This window comes from Micromonospora sp. NPDC048040 (assembly GCF_055587185.1).
The window spans coordinates 135,448-153,520 of sequence record NZ_JBVJGT010000009.1; the positions used below are offsets into that span (position 1 = coordinate 135,448).

Annotated in this window: 18 protein-coding genes and 1 pseudogene; 10 read left to right on the forward strand and 9 right to left on the reverse strand. The window is 72.5% G+C overall.

Annotated elements, in window-relative coordinates:
• Positions 1 to 105: 105 nt before the first annotated feature.
• Genes ACZ6O2_RS12725 through ACZ6O2_RS12735 form a run of 3 tightly spaced genes read left to right on the forward strand, consistent with a single transcriptional unit; the run spans position 106 to position 2,308 of the window.
• Positions 106 to 492, forward strand: coding sequence for a TetR/AcrR family transcriptional regulator (locus tag ACZ6O2_RS12725; RefSeq protein ID WP_466022925.1), 387 nt, complete (start codon positions 106 to 108; stop codon positions 490 to 492).
• A 23-nt stretch (positions 493 to 515) separates the two neighbouring features.
• Positions 516 to 683, forward strand: a complete 168-nt coding sequence (locus tag ACZ6O2_RS12730) for a hypothetical protein (RefSeq protein ID WP_466022926.1) — start codon at positions 516 to 518, stop codon at positions 681 to 683.
• Positions 680 to 2,308 carry an isovaleryl-CoA dehydrogenase gene (locus tag ACZ6O2_RS12735; RefSeq protein ID WP_466022927.1) on the forward strand — a complete coding sequence of 543 codons (1,629 nt, stop codon included), beginning with the start codon at positions 680 to 682 and terminating at the stop codon, positions 2,306 to 2,308. Before ACZ6O2_RS12730 ends, ACZ6O2_RS12735 begins: the two co-directional genes overlap by 4 nt.
• A 38-nt stretch (positions 2,309 to 2,346) precedes the next feature.
• Here ACZ6O2_RS12735 and ACZ6O2_RS12740 read toward each other — a convergent pair whose 3' ends face one another.
• Positions 2,347 to 3,003, reverse strand: a complete 657-nt coding sequence (locus ACZ6O2_RS12740; RefSeq protein ID WP_466022928.1) for a M23 family metallopeptidase — start codon at positions 3,001 to 3,003, stop codon at positions 2,347 to 2,349.
• Positions 3,004 to 3,082: 79 nt separating this feature from the next.
• Entirely contained in the window at positions 3,083 to 3,646 is a 564-nt protein-coding gene (locus ACZ6O2_RS12745; RefSeq protein ID WP_466022929.1) for a P-loop NTPase family protein, read from the reverse strand.
• A gap of 105 nt (positions 3,647 to 3,751) precedes the next feature.
• On the opposite strand from ACZ6O2_RS12745, the gene ACZ6O2_RS12750 reads away from it, so the two are divergent.
• The 3 genes from ACZ6O2_RS12750 (at position 3,752) to ACZ6O2_RS12760 (ending at position 7,286) form a co-directional block, all read left to right on the forward strand.
• Positions 3,752 to 5,029, forward strand: coding sequence for an MFS transporter (locus ACZ6O2_RS12750; RefSeq protein WP_466022930.1), 1,278 nt, complete (start codon positions 3,752 to 3,754; stop codon positions 5,027 to 5,029).
• A gap of 155 nt (positions 5,030 to 5,184) precedes the next feature.
• The gene (locus tag ACZ6O2_RS12755; RefSeq protein ID WP_466022931.1) at positions 5,185 to 5,970 is read left to right on the forward strand and encodes an alpha/beta fold hydrolase; all 786 of its coding nucleotides are present in this window, start codon (positions 5,185 to 5,187) and stop codon (positions 5,968 to 5,970) included.
• Positions 5,967 to 7,286 (forward strand): cytochrome P450, encoded by a 1,320-nt coding sequence (locus tag ACZ6O2_RS12760; protein WP_466022932.1) that lies wholly within the window; start codon positions 5,967 to 5,969, stop codon positions 7,284 to 7,286. Before ACZ6O2_RS12755 ends, ACZ6O2_RS12760 begins: the two co-directional genes overlap by 4 nt.
• Positions 7,287 to 7,346: 60 nt before the next feature.
• Here ACZ6O2_RS12760 and ACZ6O2_RS12765 read toward each other — a convergent pair whose 3' ends face one another.
• From ACZ6O2_RS12765 to ACZ6O2_RS12795, 7 genes and pseudogenes are all read right to left on the reverse strand, one after another.
• A complete protein-coding gene (locus ACZ6O2_RS12765) occupies positions 7,347 to 7,841 on the reverse strand; it encodes a GNAT family N-acetyltransferase (RefSeq protein ID WP_466022933.1) in 495 nt (164 codons plus the stop codon).
• 190 nt (positions 7,842 to 8,031) lie between these two features.
• On the reverse strand, positions 8,032 to 8,865 hold the full coding sequence (locus ACZ6O2_RS12770; protein ID WP_466022934.1) for a MerR family transcriptional regulator: 834 nt from the start codon (positions 8,863 to 8,865) through the stop codon (positions 8,032 to 8,034).
• Between the two features lie 174 nt (positions 8,866 to 9,039).
• Complete coding sequence (locus ACZ6O2_RS12775; protein WP_466022935.1) at positions 9,040 to 9,231, reverse strand: hypothetical protein; 192 nt, start codon at positions 9,229 to 9,231, stop codon at positions 9,040 to 9,042.
• A gap of 60 nt (positions 9,232 to 9,291) precedes the next feature.
• Positions 9,292 to 10,380: a hypothetical protein gene (locus ACZ6O2_RS12780; protein WP_466022936.1), complete on the reverse strand. Its 1,089-nt coding sequence runs from the start codon at positions 10,378 to 10,380 to the stop codon at positions 9,292 to 9,294.
• Entirely contained in the window at positions 10,350 to 10,679 is a 330-nt protein-coding gene (locus tag ACZ6O2_RS12785) for a PadR family transcriptional regulator (RefSeq protein ID WP_350706191.1), read from the reverse strand. Before ACZ6O2_RS12785 ends, ACZ6O2_RS12780 begins: the two co-directional genes overlap by 31 nt.
• 139 nt (positions 10,680 to 10,818) lie before the next feature.
• On the reverse strand, positions 10,819 to 11,865 hold the full coding sequence (locus ACZ6O2_RS12790; RefSeq protein ID WP_466022937.1) for an NHL repeat-containing protein: 1,047 nt from the start codon (positions 11,863 to 11,865) through the stop codon (positions 10,819 to 10,821).
• A gap of 81 nt (positions 11,866 to 11,946) precedes the next feature.
• A pseudogene (locus tag ACZ6O2_RS12795) lies at positions 11,947 to 13,035 on the reverse strand (DUF2804 domain-containing protein).
• Positions 13,036 to 13,138: 103 nt separating this feature from the next.
• Here ACZ6O2_RS12795 and ACZ6O2_RS12800 point away from each other — a divergent pair.
• From ACZ6O2_RS12800 to katG, 4 genes are all read left to right on the forward strand, one after another.
• Positions 13,139 to 14,332, forward strand: a complete 1,194-nt coding sequence (locus ACZ6O2_RS12800) for an RNA ligase RtcB family protein (RefSeq protein ID WP_466022938.1) — start codon at positions 13,139 to 13,141, stop codon at positions 14,330 to 14,332.
• Positions 14,329 to 15,018 (forward strand): peptide chain release factor H, encoded by a 690-nt coding sequence (gene prfH, locus ACZ6O2_RS12805; protein WP_466022939.1) that lies wholly within the window; start codon positions 14,329 to 14,331, stop codon positions 15,016 to 15,018. Before ACZ6O2_RS12800 ends, prfH begins: the two co-directional genes overlap by 4 nt.
• A gap of 246 nt (positions 15,019 to 15,264) precedes the next feature.
• Positions 15,265 to 15,693, forward strand: a complete 429-nt coding sequence (locus ACZ6O2_RS12810) for a Fur family transcriptional regulator (RefSeq protein WP_350706061.1) — start codon at positions 15,265 to 15,267, stop codon at positions 15,691 to 15,693.
• Between the two features lie 23 nt (positions 15,694 to 15,716).
• The gene (gene katG / locus ACZ6O2_RS12815; protein WP_350706059.1) at positions 15,717 to 17,993 is read left to right on the forward strand and encodes a catalase/peroxidase HPI; all 2,277 of its coding nucleotides are present in this window, start codon (positions 15,717 to 15,719) and stop codon (positions 17,991 to 17,993) included.
• The last annotated feature ends 80 nt before the right edge of the window (positions 17,994 to 18,073 follow it).

The following is an 18,073-nucleotide window of genomic DNA, read 5'->3' on the forward strand; positions in this document are numbered from 1 at the left end:
CGGTGGCACCAACGTCAGCGTCGCGCGCCCGGGCCCGCCGCCACCTTGTGACCAAGGTTTGAATGATGGTTCAATTCTTGCGTGGTCTACCGGAGCACCGACCGTGTGAAAGCTCGGCTGAGCGCGTCCCGGGACCGGATCATCGTCGCCGCCCTGGAGATCATGGCCGGGCACGGGTACGCCGGCTGTTCGGTCGCCGCCGTCGCCGAGCGGGCCGGCATGGCGACCGGCAGCGTCTACCGCCACTTCCCCACCAAGGCCGACCTCTTCGCCGAGGTGTTCCGCACCGCCTCCCAGCGGGAGGTGGACGCGGTCGCGCGCGCGCGGCAGCGCTGGAGTCCACGGTCGCCGCGCAGGTCTCCGCCGTCATCGAGACGTTCTCCGGCCGCGCGCTGCAGTCCCCGCGGCTGGCGTACGCCCTGCTCGTCGAGCCGGTCGACCCGGCGGTCGACGCCGAACGGCTCGTCTTCCGCCGGGCGTACGCCGAACTGATCGCCGGCTACGTCGCGGCCGGCGTGGCGAGCGGTGAGCTGCCCCCGCAGGACCCGGAGCTGACCGCGACCGCGCTCGTCGGCGCCCTGGCCGAAGCGATGGTCGGCCCGCTGGCCGCCGGGGTCGCCGGCCCGAGCACCATCCCCAGCCTGATCACGTTCATCCACGGTGCGATTGGAGTATCGCCGTGACGACGCACGAGGTCCTCAACCAGGTCCCCCCGCTGGCCGGCTACGACGCGGCGGACGACCCGGCGCTGCTCGACGGGCTCGCCCGGGAGGGTGCCGGGTGGGCCACCGCGGAGCTGCACGAGCTCGGCCGGATCGGCGGCGCCGAGCAGGCGATCGAGTACGGGCGGCTGGCGAACGAACACCCACCGGTCCTGCGCACCCACGACCGCTACGGCCACCGGATCGACGAGGTGGAGTTCCACCCGGCCTGGCACGAGCTGATGCGCACCGCGGTCACGCACGGGCTGCACGCCGCGCCGTGGGCGGACGACCGGCCCGGCGCACACGTGGCCCGGGCCGCCAAGTTCTACACCTGGCGCCCCGACGCCGGGCACGGCTGCCCCGTCTCCATGACGTACGCGGCGGTGCCGGCGTTGCGGCACGACCCGGAGCTGGCCGCACGGTACGAGCCGCTGCTCACCGCCACGACGTACGACTTCGGGCTGCGCGCGCCGCTGGGCAAGCGGGGGCTGCTGGCCGGCATGTCGATGACGGAGAAGCAGGGCGGCTCGGACGTACGCGCCAACGCCACCACCGCCTGCCCGGAGCCGGACGGCACCTACCGGCTCCTTGGGCACAAGTGGTTCACCTCGGCGCCGATGTGCGACGTCTTCCTCACCCTCGCCCAGGCGCCGGGCGGGCTCACCTGCTTCCTCGTGCCGCGCGTCCTCCCCGACGGCACGCGCAACCCGATGCGGCTGATGCGCCTGAAGGACAAGCTCGGCAACCGGTCCAACGCCTCGGCGGAGGTCGAGTACGAGCACGCGGTGGCCTGGCGCGTCGGTGACGAGGGCCGTGGCGTGCGCACCATCATCGACATGGTCAACCTGACCCGCCTCGACTGCGTCATCGGCGCGGCGGCCGGGATGCGCCAGGGCGTGCTCACCGCCGTCCACCACGCCACCCACCGGCAGGCCTTCGGCCGGTACCTCGTCGACCAGCCGCTGATGCGCAACGTCCTCGCCGACCTCGCGGTCGAGTCCGAGGCCGCCACCGTCCTGATGATGCGGCTCGCCGGGGCGACCGACCGTTCCGCGCGCGGTGACGCCGACGAGACCGCGTTCAAGCGGCTCGCCCTCGCCGTCGGCAAGTACTGGGTCTGCAAACGCTGGCCGGCGCACGCCGCCGAGGCCCTGGAATGCCTGGGCGGCAACGGCTACGTCGAGGAGTCCGGCATGCCGCGGCTGTTCCGCGAGTCGCCCCTGAACTCGATCTGGGAGGGCTCCGGCAACGTCGCCGCGCTGGACGTCCTGCGCGCCCTCGCCAAGGAACCACAGGTCATGGAGGTGTTCCAGGCCGAGGTGACCGCCGCCGCCGGCGCCGACCCGCGGCTCGACGCCGCCGTACGACAGGTGCGGGCCGACCTGGCCGACCACGGCGACCTCGAACTGCGGGCCCGCCGCGTCGTCGAACGGCTGGCACTGGTCCTACAGGGCTCGCTGTTGGTGCGGCACGGCCACCCCGCCGTCGCCGACGCCTTCTGCGCCTCGCGCCTCGGCGGGGACCACGGCCACGCTTTCGGCACCCTGCCGCCCGGGGTCGACTTCGCCACGATCATCTCCCGCGCCGTGCCGAAGGTGGGCTGAGGCCGTCGCGGCACTTCCCACGATCCGGATCCGGCGCATCACAGCGATTCGACGACCTCCGACTCCTGAGGAATGCCCCGGTCGACCACGACCGGCGGCCCGCCGGGTCGGCGCCACGCCCGATAGTCCCGGAAGGACATGGGGATGCCACGCGCGGCGAACGGATCCGCGGAGTCCATGACCTGGATGTGCAGGTGCGGCTGCGTGGAGTTGCCCGAGTTGCCGCAGTCGGCCAACTCCCGGCCGGCCGCGACGGGCTCGCCCTCGCCCACCCGGATCGAGCCGGCGCGCAGGTGGGCGAGCACGACGTACGCACGACGGCCCTCCAGCTCGAGGATCACGTGGTTGCCGGCAAGCGCGCCGGCACCGCCGCGCGCCCGGGACGCCTGGGTCAGGGCGTAGGGCACCCGCGCGAGCGGTGACCGTCGCGCCACGTGGTCCGCCTCGCCGTCGTGGACCGACACCACCCTGCCGGCGGCGGGCGCGAGGATGGGCTGACCGAACGCGAAGAACCGCTCCACCGGTTCCGTGGACAACAGCGAGCGCCAGTCCCGCGTGGTCGCCGTGCGCCGGCCCCGCACCGCGACGAAGTCCATGGCGTACGTCGTGGCGAACAGGTGGGTGCCGTGGCTCGGCACGCGCCGGGCCGGGCTGTTGCGCGCGAGCCACGGGCCACGGAACGGTAGCGTGAGCACGACATGGTCGAGAGTGGAGATCGCGAACCTCCCGTGTCACCAGCTCGTCCCCGCCACGAACTCTACCGATGGGCCGCCGTCAACGACGTGAGCCGGGCGTGCCGGCCCCGTCTCCCAGGCGGGGCAGGTCGGTCAACCAGCGGTCCAGGGCTGCCGGCGAGCGGAACAGCAGCACCGGCGGCCCGGTCGGGTCGGCCTGCCAGGCCCGCATCCGCCGCCGGGCCCGGCCGAACGCGGTGAGGTGCCACACCAGGATCGAGTCCCGGGACAGCACGCTGCCCAGCGACTCGCGGTTGCCGTTGCAGATCGCCTCCCCCGTCCGCAACCGGTGGACGGTGCGACGCAGCAGGCGCCCGAAGGAGCACCAGCGCGGGTAGTCCAGGCCGACGACCAGGTCGGCGCGGGCCAGCACCACGTCCCGCCACCCGTGGTACGCGCCGTCGAGGATCCATCGGTCACGTCGGCAGATCGCCTCGATCCGGCTGCGCTGCTGCGCGACCGGCACCTCGACCCAGCCGGGCTCCCAGAGCAGGTCGTCGACGGGGTACCACGGCAGCCCCAGGTGCCGGGCCAGCCGCGCCGCCAGGGTGGACTTGCCGGCGCCGTACACGGCGTAGATGAGGATGCGCGACGGAGCGCTCATCGCGGCAGCGTACGCTGGTGGCGCCACACCGCCCGGTCCACCGTGTCCCACCCCGCCGTCAGGCTCGCCGGCCTGACCGGGGTGGCGGGACTATCCTCGCCGGATATGAGCCAACGCGTCGGTCCGGCCCAGCCTCCCTTGTGGCGTGACCGCAACTTCGGCGCGTACTGGGCGGCGCAGTCGCTCTCCGCCGCCGGTGACTCGTTCGCCTACATCGCGGTGCCGCTGCTCGTGCTGCACGCGACCGGGTCGGTCGCCCAGATGGGCCTGCTCACGGCCGTGGCCGGCGCCGCCTCCGTCGGCGCGGGGGTCTTCGGCGGCGTCCTGGTCGACCGGTACGACCGGCGGACACTCATGATCGCCGCAGACCTGGCCCGCCTGGTGCTCTACGCCCTCGTTCCCCTGGCCTGGCTCGCCGGCCCACAGATCTGGCTGCTCTTCGTCGTCCTGCCGATCTGCGAGGCGGCCGGCATGGTGTTCCAGGTCGCCGCGGTGACCGCGGTGCGCAACCTCGTCGACCGACACCGGATCACCGAAGCCAACGGGCGGCTGCAGGCGACCTACGCGACGGCGGCCGTGGGCGGGCCACTGCTCGCGGGTGTGGTGTCCGCCCGCTTCGGTCCCACGGCGGCCATCGCCATCAACGCGGCCAGTTTCGCCCTGTCAGCCGCCGGCCTCTGGCTGGTCCGGCTCCGGCAGCCCGCCGAGGGGGAAGGGACCGACGGCGGGGTGGGGCGGGAGAGGCGGCTGGCCGAGTTCCTGGCCGGCGCGCGGTTCCTCTGGCGTCAGCCCGTGCTCCGCTCGCTGACCATCCTGCTGTCGGTCTTCATCTTCCTGACGTACGGCTTCACCGACGTGCTCATCTACCACGTCAAGAACGACCTCGGCGGCTCCGACGGCACCGTCGGCACGGTGCTCGGGCTGGCGGCGCTGGGCACGATCGCCGGAGCGCTGCTGGCGGCGCCGTTACGCCGCAGGCGTGGCTTCGGCGTCACCTGGATCGGCGCGGTGGCGATGTCCGGTCTCGCCATCGCCGGCATCGGCGTCGTCGGGGACGTGCCCGGCGTCACCGTGCTGACCGCGGTATACCTGTGCGGCGTCAGCGTGGGTGGGATCTGCTCGATGTCGCTGCGCCAGGAGATCACGCCCGATCACCTGCTCGGGCGGGTCACGTCGGCTTTCTGGAGCACGCACTACTCGCTCGGCCCGGCCGGTGCCGCGGTGCTGACCTGGGCCGCCGGCCGGTACGGCGTCACCGCGGTGACTCTCGTCGCCGGAACAGGGTGTCTCCTGGTCGCGGTCGGCGGAGTGTTCACGCCCATCCGCCGAGCCGGTTCGGAGCCGGTCGCCCACGAGCCGGAGCTTCAGCGGTCCGCAACCTGATCCGGCGCGCCGGTGTCCCTCGGGGCGCCGCCGACCACTCTTCCGTTCGGCCCGCACGCGGACTACGGTCGCTTTCACGTCACCAGGCTTCACCTCGTCGGCCTCAGCTTGTTCACTTCGGTCGCAGCGCCGCAACAACGAAAGGGGTCGCCGTCATGTCGATCAGCCACACCAGCGTCGGTGACTCCGACGCGAGCCCGATCACCGTCGGGCACGGGCCACGCAGGGTGCTGGCGCTGCACGGCTGGTTCGGGTCGGCGCGGGGCTGGGGCTGGCTGCCGGAACTGATCGACGCGGAGCGCTTCACCTGGGCTTTCCTGGACTACCGGGGCTACGGCGCGCGCACCGGGGTCGCGGGCGACCACAGCATCGCCGAGATCTCCCGTGACGCCCTGGCCCTCGCCGACTCCCTCGGCTGGGACACGTTCTCGGTGGTCGGGCACTCCATGGGCGGCAGCGCCGCCCAGCGGGTGCTCGCCGACGCGCCGGGGCGGGTGGAACGGCTCGTCGGCATCAGCCCGGTCCCGGCCGGTGGTGTTCCCTTCGACCTGCAGGGCTGGGCCCTGTTCGACGGCGCCGCCGCCAACCCGGGCAACCGGCGCGCCATCATCGACCTCACCACCGGCAACCGGCTGTCCGGCCGCTGGCTGGACGAGATGGTGCGGTTCTCCCTCGACCACTCCACCCGGGAGGCGTTCGGCGCCTACCTCACCGCCTGGGCGCGTACCGATTTCACGGACGACGTGAAGGGCAACCAGGTGCCGGCGCTCGCCGTCGTCGGCGAGCACGACCCGGCGCTGGGCGCCGCCACGATGCGCGAGACCTGGATGCGCCACTACCCGAACGCCCGGCTGGAGGTCCTCGCCAACGCGGGGCACTACGCGATGTACGAGACCCCGGTGCGGTTGGTCACGGTGCTCGAGGAGTTCGTCGGGCGGTGAGCGTCGATCCGGCGCCCCTGGTAGATCCCCGCACCTACGTCGACGGCGTTCCGTATGACCTGCTCGCCACGCTGCGCGCGACCAGCCCGGTGGTGTGGGTCGAGGAGCCGCCGCTGCTCGGGCTGCCCGGCGGTCCGGGCTTCTGGCTGGTGCTCCGGCACGCCGACGTGACGGCCGTGCTCAGGCAGCCGGGGCTCTTCTCGTCGGCACTCGGCGCCACCCAGATCCGCGACCCGGCGACCCCGGAGGACCTGGGTTACGTCCGGCGGATGATGCTCAACATGGATCCGCCGGAGCACGGCCGGCTGCGCCGGCCGGTCGCCCGCTCGTTCACCCCGCGCGCGGTCGCCGCCCTGGAGGCGTCGATCCGCGCGAACGCGGCGGCGCTCGTCGAACGCGCGCTCGGCGACGCGGACGAGGGCACCTGCGACTTCGTCCGCGACCTCGCCGCCGACCTGCCGCTGCTCACTCTCGCGGACGTGCTCGGGGTGCCGGAGCGCGACCGCTGGCTGCTGTACGACTGGTCGAACCGGGTGATCGGCTTCCAGGATCCGGACTACGCCGTGTCCGCCGCCTTCGACCCGCGGGCCGGCACCGCTGCGGCCCGTGAGGCACTGCGGCACCGGCCGGTGTCGGACGCCGACGGCCGGATGCCGGATCCGCGCACCCGGGCCGGCATGGCCGACCTCTACGCGTACGCGCACCTGCTGGCGGAGTCGAAGCGCCGCAACCCGGGACAGGACGTCATGTCCATCCTGCTGGCGCACCGCGGCGACGAGCGGCTCTCGGTGGACGAGTTCGAGAACATGTTCTGGCTGTTCGCCGTGGCCGGCAACGAGACCGTCCGCAACGGCCTGCCCGGCGCGATGATCGCCCTGCTGGAGCATCCGGCGGAGATGGCGCGGCTACGCCGGGACCCGGCGCTGTTCGACACCGCCGTCGACGAGCTGCTGCGCTGGTGGACGCCGGTGATGGTGTTCCGGCGTACCGCCACGGTGGACACCGCCGTCGCCGGGGTGCCGGTGCGGGCCGGGGACAAGGTGGTGGTGTCGTTCGCGTCGGCCAACCGCGACGAACGGGTCTTCGCCGAGCCCGACCGGCTCGACCTCGCCCGTCACCCCAACCCGCACCTCGTCTTCGGTCACGGGCCGCACTTCTGCCTCGGCGCGCACCTGGCCCGGTGCCAACTCCGGGCGCTGCTCCAGGAGTTGCTTGCCCGCACGGCCAGCGTCACGTACGCGGGCACACCCGACTACCTGCGCTCGAACTTCCAGCGCGGCGTCAAGCGCCTGCCGATCCGCTGGCGGCGCCGCTGATCACGCCCCGGCCCCGCCGACCGGCGTGCAGTGCGGCCCAGGCGGGCGGAACCGGCCGGTTCAGGTGATGACGGGGCTGCGGCGCTCCAGCAGGACCACGTCGCGCCAGCGGCCGTGGTGGCGGCCGACCCGCTCGCGGATGCCAACGACCCGGAAGCCCGCCCGCTCGTGCAGGGCGAGGCTGGCGGTGTTCTCGGCAAACACCCCGGACTGGATGGTCCAGATTCCGGCCGCCTCGGTCGAGGCGACGAGCGCGTCGAGCAGCATCCGCGCCGCGCCACGTCCCCTGGCGGTCGGATCGACGTACACGGAGTGCTCGACCACCCCGGCGTAGACCGCCCGGGTCGACGTCGGTGACACGGCGACCCAGCCGACCACGGTGTCGCCGTCGACGGCCACGAAGCGGTGGTCGTCCAGCTTTCCCGCGTCGAATGCCGCCCAGGTCGGGGCGACGGTTTCGAAGCTGGCGTCGCCCTCGTCGAGGCCGGCCTGGTAGATCGCCAGTACCCGCTCGGCGTCCTGTGGCGTCATGGGTCGGACGGCGATGCCGGCCATCAGCGGGCTCCGTTCGGGGCTCGGGGCCGGGCGGCCCGTCACGACGTCGGCGGCCGACGGGAACGCCGACAGGCGATGAGCCTAGCGGCCGGGCGCTCGCTGCCGCCGACGTCCGCGTGAACGGCGGCGCACTCGACGCGGCGCTCCGTTCGCTGGTCGCCGGTGGTGACCTCGGCACAGGGGTCGCGGCCTACCGGGGTGTTGCCGGTTCGCAGGGGAAGGCGACCTCGACGCACGGTTCAGCGTCGGCCGCGGTGGCCCAGTTCTGGTAGTAGATCTCCCGCGCGGACGCACTCAGCCGCTGGTCGTGATCCCGGAGCCACGAATCCAGCGCGTCGTAGGCCCGCAGGATCGCCGGGTAGGCCGCCTCCGCCTTCGTCAGCGACACGTACGCCTGCCGGTGGGCTCGCTCGATCCGGACCCCCACCGACCCCTCGGGCTCCACCGGATCGCCCGTCGGGGCGCACACCTCGACGGGCCCGTCGGAGTCCTCGGTGACCAGGCCGTGGTAGGCGACGAACACGGGCCCGGACAGCGTGCCGCCGGCGGCGGTCAGGTGGTCGAACAGCAGGCGTGTCGCTTCGGGCAGGAAGAACGGAAGGCGATCGGCGGTCACGTGTCGCTGGATGAAGATCACCTTCTGGGTGGGCACGTCGCGACACCGGACCCCGGACGCGACCCTCGGGGCCGCTCGATCGTCGAGGAGACCCAGCAGGTGGCGCACCAGCGGCCGGCGGGCGTGGTGCGCGGCCTCGGCGTCCCGCCAGTACGCCTCCACCCTGTCGACCGCCTGCGGGCCGGGAAGTCCGAGCACCTCGGCAACGTCCGCCACGGGCATGCCGATCGCGCGCAGCAGGGTGATGCGGCGAGCCCGGTCGAGTTCCGCGTCGCCGTAGTACCGGTAGCCGGTCCGGGCGTCGACGTGCGCCGGGCGCAGCAGTTGCCGCTCCTCGTAGAGGCGCAACGCCTTCGCGCTCAGTCGTGACCGATTCAGGAACTCACCGCTCGTCAACCACCGTGGCATGGTCGGGAGTCTGCCCTCCGCCCCAGGGGCGGGGTCAAACAGTCAGGTGTCGATCATCGGCCGGCATGACGCACCGGTCGCGCCAGCCATCGCCCGCCGTCACCTACCGCAACGGCGGCTCCGGTCACTCTTCCCGCCCCGGCACCACCGGCGCGATCGTGAGGAGGCTTCGCCTCAGTCACCGTCGCCGTCGCCGTCGCCGCCACACCCCCCGGTGTCACCCAAGGTCGCCAGCCACAACAGGCCGGCCGGGGTCGCGGCCTGGGTGGTCACGACCTGGTCGAGGCGTACGCGTGCCGGCAACCGCCGGTACTTCTCCGCGCCGCCGGGATCCTGCGTCCTGCGCGGCGTGTCAGGCTCCGACATGAGGGGATCTCCTCTCGCACAACTCGATGGGTCGCCGCCCATCTGATGGCCTGTGTCACGTCATCCCGGCACGTCGGCGGGGTCCACGGAGAGTTCCCGGGTGGCCCGCTGCGCCAGCATCGCCAGCGGCGCGCACACCACCAGCAGGATCGCTGCCTCGGCAGCGCACACCGCTGTCACGGCAGCAGATGCGCCGCCCTGCAGGACGTAGTCGGCGACGGACACGCCGCGCAGCGCGAGGGCGGCAAGCCCCAGGAACAGGAGAGTCAGCGGCCAGTGGGCTGCCCGGGCCACTGCCGACGCGCGCAGGACGAGGTAGCCGACACCCGCCGCGGACACCGACAACGCACACAGGCCCGGCCAGTCGAGTGCGGCGAATCGCAGCTCCTGCTCCACGGGAAGTGTCCACATCCCGATGACGTACAGGGGGCTCAGGAGGACACCGGCGACGAAGGCACGGATCCAGGTCCGGGTACGCACCGGCGGAGCCTCCCGATGGAACGCCACCAACGCCAGCACCAGGCCGGTGTTGACGAGCACGATGAGCCAGGTGGTGGGGGGCGTGCCGCCAGGCAGGAACATCGCCTCGTAGGTCCTGGCGACCCAGTCCGCGACGAGGGGCACCGCCGCCAGCCAGCGGGCCGGCCTGGGCTGATTCACCGCGAGCGCGACGAACGCGGCGATCGCGAACAGAGCAAGGGGATTGAACGCCAGGCGCCACGGTGCACCGGGCAGGTCGAACACCGGCTCGGTGGGCGGCGTCGGCAGCGGCGGAAAGTCGCCGTCGAGCCAGGGCATGACGCCGATCTCCACCGCCGCCGTGACGGCATGGAAGAGCAGGCCGAGCAGCGCCACCGCGCGGATCGCATCGCCCCGGAGCCGCGACCTCGGCTCGGCGCCGACGCCGCCGAGCCGAAGCCGCGTAGCAAGCGCCAGGACGCTGAGGACTTCGCCTCTGTCCGGCCGGCCGTGATCCCGGAGGTACGCGGCGTCCTCGGTGTCTTCCTCAGCGCCGACGCACTCCAGGAAGGTGCGGACCATGTCGTCCTCCCACCTCCGGCGATAGGAGGCTGGCAGAAGCGTCAGCAGCCGGCGGTACCGCTGCTCCAGACTGCTCGTCATGCCGCACCGCCGGCGGCCGGCCGCCACACACCGAGTCTTTCAGCGGCCGCACGGGCATTGGCGGCTTGGCGGTCAGCTTCCTCCGCCAACGCCCGCCCGCCGGAGTTGGTCAGCCGGTAGTACCGCCGGAGCCGACCCTGCTGCACCTCCTCGCGGTCCAGTTCCACCAGACCGTCGGTGACGAGCCGGTCGAGCACGCCGTAGAGCGTGCCCACCCTCAGGTGCACCCGCCCCCGCGACAACTCCTTCACCTCGTTGACGACGCCGTAGCCGTGGCAGGGCCCACCGGCCAGCGCTGTCAGGACGAAGAACGCCGCCTCGGTCATCGGTCGAGTCACCATGGCCCCAATATATCGGGAGACAGGATATGCGTCCAGGCGGACGTATCTGGAGGAACGCTGACGCGGCCGGCGAACGCCGGGTGAGGCCCGGGCTCCGCCGCCTCGACCGACCGGGCCAGGACGGTTAGCGCGACCTGGCCCGCCGGGAACGGGCCATCACGACCCCCGCCACGACGACCAGACCCAGCCCGAGTGCTCCGGCCGCCGCGATGAACGTGGCCACGTCGTCGGGGTGTTCCGCCCTGTCGTCGTCCGTGGCGCGCACGGTCGGCGCGCGGGTGGCAACCGGCGCTGTCGACGGGTCGGCCGCGGCCAGGGCGTAGCGGAGGAGGTCCGCCCTTGTTCCCGGCGGCCGGCCGGCGGTCTCGGACACGGTGAGCAGATACCGCCCGTCGCGGCTGTAGGTGATCGACTCGCCCTGCGGCTCGTCAGGCAGCGGGACGACCCGTGGGGTCCCGCTGGTCAGCGCGGTGACCACGTCGCCGTCGGCGACGTCGAACTCGTACGCGTCGGCATAGGTGCGCAGCACTACCCTGCGCCCGTCCGCCGCGGTCGCGGCGCCGGTGACCGCTGTCCGGCCGAGCACCGAGAACGGGTTGCTCGTCGTGGAGGCCGGCAACCGGACCTGTCCCACCTTCGCCAGTGGCACGGCCGTGCCCGGTCGCAGTGGGCCGCTCGGGGCGTACAGGTTGGCCGAGTACTTGGTCACGATCACCGGCCGGCCGTCGCCGGTCACGAGCACGGCCTCGGCGTCGTGCGGGCCGTCCGGATACGCCATGCGGTACAGCACCGGACGGTCGGCACCCGGCGGCAACTTCCACACCGCGACCGTCTGCCGAGAACGGTCGTTGTCGCCGATGTCCGCCACCCAGACCGTGCCGTCCGCGCCGACGGCGAGATCCTCGGTGTCGCGGGGCCGCGACGGATACGGCAGCGTCCGCTTGACGGCGCACTCGTGGTCGAGGAAGAAGATCCGCCGGCGGGCCTCGTTCTCCGCGCCGTCGTTGACCACGACGTACCCGTCATCCGTGGCGGCCAGGCCGGAGATCTCGGTCAGCCGGTCGTCACGCACCTCGCACAGCGGCGTCCCCCGGAGCGGAGCGGGCGACGGGTTCGCCACCGCGGCGCCCGGCACCAGCAGGACGGCGAGGATGACAGCCGCTCCCGCCACGCGCGGCAACCTCCGCGCGGTTCCCTTACTGCGTCGCATCACCGGCAATCCTCTCATCGCGGCACGCCGGTCCGTGTCGGACTACCAGCGGTTGCGTGCTTCCTCCGCCCAGCCGACGAGGCCGTCGAGGTCCGTGCGCTCGCCGTCGTCGGTCTGCGCCCAGCCGGTGAAGTGCCCGAAGCACTGGTGGGTCTCGTTGGCCACCACGCCGAGGTTGGTGCGGGCGACCCGCTCGTGGAACGGGTGGAACTCCACGTTCACCCGGTCACCGGTGATCCGCCAGGGCCGTAGCCAGTCGGTGCGGTCGTAGCGCCAGGTCAGGTCGGCGCCGATCTTGTGCAGCCGCCCGTCGACGAAGAGGGCGTTCTCGGTGGAGCCGGTGCCGTCGGTCCATCTGCCGCCCAGCTGGATGGATCGGCCGGGACCGCTGCCCGCCGCCCAGTTCCACCGGATGGCGTACGGCCATCTGCCGCGGCCGTGGTCGAGCACGCCGAACGAGTCCTTCGCGCTGATCGGGTACGCCGTGTCACCCACCCACAGGGTGCCGCGCACGGGCCGGCCGAGGTCCTTGACGGTGTACTGGAACCGGCGGGTGTCCCACGGCACCACGACGCCGAGCGATTCGTGTTCCGCGGGCAGCGGCGCCTCCAGGTCGACCTGGACGCCGGGCGTGGTGGCGCGGATCGTGCTGCCGTCCGGGCGCTGGTCGATGTCGATCGACACGCCGCCGCCGGCGGCGCGTACCCGGCCCGCGCCGCTGGCCGTCGGGAAGAGCGCGCGGCGGGCGAACGGGACCACGGCCTCCTTGTTGGTCTCGACGCCGGTGCGGCGGTCGAGGACGTAGACGCTGTGCACGCCCGCGTAGTCCAGCGACGACGCGACGAGGCCGACGATGTGCGTGGGGGTGACGATTCCCCAGTACTCTCACCGCTTGGTCCGTCCCCAGCCGCGCAGGTTGGCCCGGTGCAGCGGTCTGCGGCTCCAGCCGACCGCCGCCGGGTTGAGCCGCCCGTCGGGCAGGCACAGGTCGACCGGTTCGGTGATCTCCCGCTCGCGCGTCACCGGGGCAGGGTACCGGTCGGCAGTCGGGCGGGACGTCCATCGAAGCACCGCCCGCGCCGCCGAAAGTCGCTTGCCGCCCACGCCGCGCTCCGGGATGGTGGGACCCATGACGTTCTGACGGACAGCACCCCCGTTGCTCCCAGGCCCCACGGCGCCGACCGGTGCCGTCGTGCCGTCCGCCCGTCCCCTTTTCAGCGAGAAGCGAGCGTCTTTGTCTCCACACCATTCGCGGCGGGAGTCCCTGCCGCAGCCCAGCCCTGCCCCTGCCACCGTCACCGTGTTCGCCTCCCCCACGAGCTGGATCGAGTCCGACGCCCTGGCGCAGTGCCAGCAGGTGGCCGCCCTCGACGGCATGATCCACGTCGCCGCCATGCCGGACCTGCACCCGGGCAAGGGCGCCCCGATCGGCGCCGCCATGGCGTCGACCGTGCTGTACCCGTTCCTGGTGGGCTCCGACATCGGCTGCGGCATCGCCGTGTTTCCCATCCGGCTCAAGCGCCCCGTACCCGAGAGGCTCGCCGCCCGGTTCCCCGACCTCGACCGCGCGCTGGACCCCGAGCGGGACGCCGACGACCCGGCCTGGGCCGTCGTGGAGGAGGACGTTCCCGCCGGTCATGTCGAGGGCCTCGGCACGGTCGGCCGGGGTAACCACTTCGTCGAGCTGTCGCGGATCGACACCGTCCTCGAGCCGGGCCACGCGAGCCGTCTCGGGCTCACCGCCGGCGACCTCGTGCTCATCGTCCACAGCGGTTCCCGTGGGCTGGGCGAGCGGATCCTGCGGGCGCACACCGAGGTCCACGGCGCGGGGCCCGCCCCTGACGCCGCCGCCTACCTGGCCATGCACGACGACGCCGTACGCTGGGGATCGCTCAACCGGCGACTGCTGGCGGCCCGGGTCGCCCACGCGCTGGGGGCCGAGCCCACCGAGCCGATCGTCGACCAGTGCCACAACCTGGTCGAGGTCCGCGACGGGATCTACCTGCACCGCAAGGGCGCGGCGCCGGGCGACGGCCGCGACGTGCTCGTCGCCGGCACGCGGGGCACCCCCTCCTATCTCGTCGCCGGCCACGCCGGCCCGGAGGCCAACCATTCCGTGGCGCACGGCGCGGGCCGCAAGATGTCCCGCGCCGACGCGCTGCGCCGGGGCCGGGCCAAGCACACCGTCGAGGAACTGCGACGCACCCCGGTCGGGTCGCTGGTGGTGTGCGGCGACCGCCAGTTGCTCTTCGAGGAGGCGCCCACGGCCTACAAGCGCATCGAGCAGGTCGTCAGCGACCTCGTCGACCACGACCTGGCCACCCCCGTGGCCACCACGGTCCCGCTGGTCACCTACAAGACGCCCGACGTCGGGCCGGCCTCCCGACCGGACCGGCGGGACAACCGCCGCAAGCGAGGCCGGCCGTGAGCGTCCATCTGCTCGTCTCCGCCGGGCGCGGCCCGCAGGAGTGCGCCTGGGCGCTGGCCCGGCTGCTGCGTCGCCTGGAGGCCGACGCCACCCGGCACGGTCTGACGACCCAGCGGGTGCAGATCGTGCCCGGTGACCGGCCCGACACCTACCGGTCGGCGCTGATCCGGATCTCCGGCGCCGGCGCCGAGGCGTTCGCCGCCTCGTGGACCGGGACCCTGTGCTGGCAGGCGCCCAGCCCCTACCGGGCGAGCGCCGGCCGGAAGAACTGGTACGTCACCGCCCGACCGTGCCAGGTCGACACCCCGACCACGACGTTCACGGAGGCGGACGTCGACATCGTCGCCTGCCGTACCGGCGGCCCCGGCGGTCAGCACCGGAACAAGGCGAGCACGGCGGTACGGGCGACCCACCGCCCCACGGGCCTCGTCGTCGTGGTCGACACCGAGCGGCAGTTCAGCCTCAACCGCCGCATCGCCGTCCAACTGCTGCGGCAACGCGTCGAGCACGGCGACGAGACAGCGCGTAACGCCGCCACCACCGCCCGCTGGCGCATCCACGACGAACTCGTCCGCGGCAACCCCACCCGCGTCGAACGCCCGAGCCCGTCGGGACAGGAGACGGCCCCACCGCAGCGGGCGCACCAGCGACGGGGACGGTCCACCGGGCCACGCTCGCCCCGCTAGCGCCGCCGCCGCTGTTCTTCCCGCCGGACCGCCCTTGTCATGGCCCAGTGGTCGGGAGTCTCACCCTCGAGCGCTGGTTCCAGGATCCGCTTCGTGAGCTGCTGCGGCAGCCGCCATCGCCGGTCAGCTGCACGCCGGCCACCCGGGCCTGCTCCATCAGCTGGGTGCCCAGGTCTGCGTCGAAAGTGTGCGGGTTGAGCCGAGCAAAACTAGATTCATTCCAAAAGAATGGACTATGTTCATCACATGACGTCCGACTTCGAGACTCAGCTGCGGGCGGTCTCGTTGCGCGTGACGCGGCCCCGGTTGGCGGTGCTCGCAGCGCTGCGCGACCATCCGCACGTCGACACCGACACGGTGATCGCCCTGGTACGGGCGGATCAGCCCACGGTCTCCCACCAGGCGGTGTACGACGTGCTGCGCGCGCTCACCGACGCCGGTCTGGTGCGACGCATCCAGCCTGCTGGTGCGACCGCCCGGTACGAGTCCCGGGTGGGGGACAACCACCACCATGTCGTGTGCCGCTCCTGCGGCGCGATCGCCGACGTCGACTGCGCTGTCGGCCATGCTCCCTGTCTCACCGCCTCCGACGACCACGGCTTCACAGTCGACGAGGCGGAGGTCGTCTACTGGGGCACCTGCCCCGACTGTGCGGCCGAACGCACCTCCCAGTGATTCGCCTGTTCGGAAGGAAGCAGATGAGCGACAACCAGGACAACGGCCCCTCCAGCGCGCAGGGCGTGGACAAGAAGGCGGCGGCCGGCTGCCCGGTCGCGCACGACTCCGTGACCGCGCACGGCAGTGAGAGCGAGAACCCGGCGATCGACTCGCCGGCCCCGAAGACCGGAGGTCGTCCGCGCACCAACCGGGACTGGTGGCCCAACCAGCTCGACCTCTCGGTGTTGCGTGCCCACTCGTCCAAGGGCAACCCGTTGGGCGAGAGCTTCAGCTACGCCAAGGAGTTCGCCAAGCTCGACGTCGAGGCCCTCAAGCAGGACATCATCAAGGTCCTCACCACCCCGCAGGACTGGTGGCCGGCCGACTTCGGCCACTACGGCGGCCTGATGATCCGGATGAGTTGGCACGCCGCGGGCACCTACCGCATCCACGACGGTCGCGGTGGCGCCGGCGACGGTGGTCAGCGGTTCGCTCCGCTCAACAGCTGGCCGGACAACGCCAACCTCGACAAGGCCCGCCGGCTGCTGTGGCCGGTCAAGCAGAAGTACGGCCAGAAGATCTCGTGGGCCGACCTGCTCGTGCTCGCCGGCAACGTCGCCCTGGAGTCGATGGGCTTCAAGACCTTCGGATTCGGCTTCGGTCGGGAGGACGTCTGGGAGCCCGAGGAGATCTTCTGGGGCCCGGAGGACGCCTGGCTCGGCGACGAGCGCTACGTCTCCGAGAAGGAGATGGCGGCCGGCCTCGGGGCGACCGAGATGGGGCTCATCTACGTCAACCCGGAGGGCCCCCGCGGCAACGCGGACCCGGCTGCGGCGGCGCATTTCATCCGGGAGACCTTCGCCCGGATGGCGATGAACGACGAGGAGACCGTCGCCCTCATCGCCGGTGGCCACACCTTCGGCAAGACCCACGGCGCCGGCGTCGCCGACGACCACGTGGGTCCCGAGCCCGAGGCCGCCCCGCTGGAGGCGCAGGGCCTGGGCTGGCTGAGCACCTACGGCAGCGGCAAGGGCGCGGACACGATCACCAGCGGTCTCGAGGTGACGTGGACCGACCGGCCGACGCAGTGGAGCAACCGCTTCTTCGAGATCCTCTTCGGCTACGAGTGGGAACTCACCACGAGCCCCGGCGGCGCGAAGCAGTGGGTCGCCAAGGACGCCGAGGCGATCATCCCGGACGCCCACGACCCGTCGAAGAAGCACAAGCCGACGATGCTCACCACCGACCTGTCGCTGCGCGTCGACCCGACGTACGAGAAGATCTCGCGCCGCTTCCTGGAGAACCCCGACGAGTTCGCGCTGGCGTTCGCCAAGGCCTGGTACAAGCTGCTGCACCGCGACATGGGTCCGGTCAGCCGCTTCCTCGGGCCGTGGGTCCCCGAGGCGCAGCTGTGGCAGGATCCGGTGCCGGCCGTCGACCACGAGCTCGTGGGTGACGCCGACGTCGCCGCCCTCAAGGCGAAGGTCCTGGAGTCCGGCCTCACGACCGCCCAGCTGGTCTCGACCGCCTGGGCCTCAGCCGCCAGCTTCCGGTCCACCGACAAGCGCGGCGGCGCCAACGGCGCACGGATCCGTCTCGAGCCGCAGCGCAGCTGGGCGGTCAACCAGCCCGAGCAGCTCGCGACGGTCCTCGAGACCCTCGAGGGCATCCAGCGCGGGTTCAACGAGGCCGGCGGCGCGAAGATCTCGCTCGCGGACCTCATCGTGCTGGCCGGCTCGGCCGCCGTCGAGAAGGCGGCCCGCGACGCCGGCGTCGAGGTGACCGTGCCGTTCCACCCGGGCCGCACCGACGCCACTGCCGAGCAGACCGACGTCGAGTCCTTCCGGGTCCTCGAGCCGCGCGCCGACGGGTTCCGCAACTACCTGCGCCCCGGCGAGAAGACCCAGCCGGAGGTACTGCTCCTCGACCGTGCCTACATGCTCAACCTGACCGCGCCCGAGATGACCGTCCTCGTCGGCGGCCTGCGCTCCCTCGGGGCCAACGTCGGCGGCACGCAGCATGGCGTCCTCACCGACCAGCCCGGCGTGCTCACCAACGACTTCTTCACCAACCTGCTCTCCCCGGGCACCCGGTGGAAGGCGTCGGAGTCCGACGAGCACGTGTACGAGATCCGGGACCTGGCCACCGATGAGGTGAAGTGGACCGCCACCGCGGTTGACCTCATCTTTGGCTCCAACTCCCAGCTGCGGGCACTCGCGGAGGTCTACGCCAGCCAGGACGCGCGCGACAAGTTCGTGGCCGACTTCGTCGCGGCGTGGGTCAAGGTCATGAACCTGGACCGGTACGACCTCGCCTGATGAGCAGCGGGGGGGGGGGGGGGGGAAAGGGAGAGGGGGGGGGGGGGTGGTCTACCTCGCGAGGGACGGGGTCCTGTTCC